This window comes from Enterobacter sp. 61D5, from assembly GCF_034107965.1.
GTDB lineage: Bacteria > Pseudomonadota > Gammaproteobacteria > Enterobacterales > Enterobacteriaceae > Enterobacter > Enterobacter cloacae_M.
The window spans coordinates 1-256 of record NZ_JAWNFK010000070.1; the positions used below are offsets into that span (position 1 = coordinate 1).

The following is a 256-nucleotide window of genomic DNA, read 5'->3' on the forward strand; positions in this document are numbered from 1 at the left end:
TGAACGAGCGCAGCCAACGCATCTGCGGCGTGAAGCATGACGCGGAAATTATTCGGCCTCGTCCAGCCAGACTAACAAAATCGCTTCGAGGATTTTCTCGTTGGATGCCTGCGGGTCGTCGTCGAAATCTTCCAGATCGCAAATCCACTGATGCATATCGGTGAATCGAACCGTTTTCGGATCAAGATCGGGATACGCATCGTACAGTGCTTCGCCAATTTCGCGGCTATCGGTCCACTTAAGTCCCATACTAACC

Annotated in this window: 1 protein-coding gene; it reads right to left on the reverse strand. The window is 52.0% G+C overall.

All coding sequences use genetic code 11. The features are described from left to right. Positions 1–48 precede the first annotated feature (48 nt). The gene (gene iscX / locus UTM25_RS22545) at positions 49–249 is read right to left on the reverse strand and encodes a Fe-S cluster assembly protein IscX (RefSeq protein WP_000523616.1); all 201 of its coding nucleotides are present in this window, start codon (positions 247–249) and stop codon (positions 49–51) included. Positions 250–256: the final 7 nt, after the last annotated feature.

What these genes read in the sequence shown, in the direction of transcription:
- iscX (WP_000523616.1), bottom strand. Translation starts at nt 249, where the DNA reads ATGGGACTTAAGTGGACCGATAGCCGCGAAATTGGCGAAGCACTGTAC.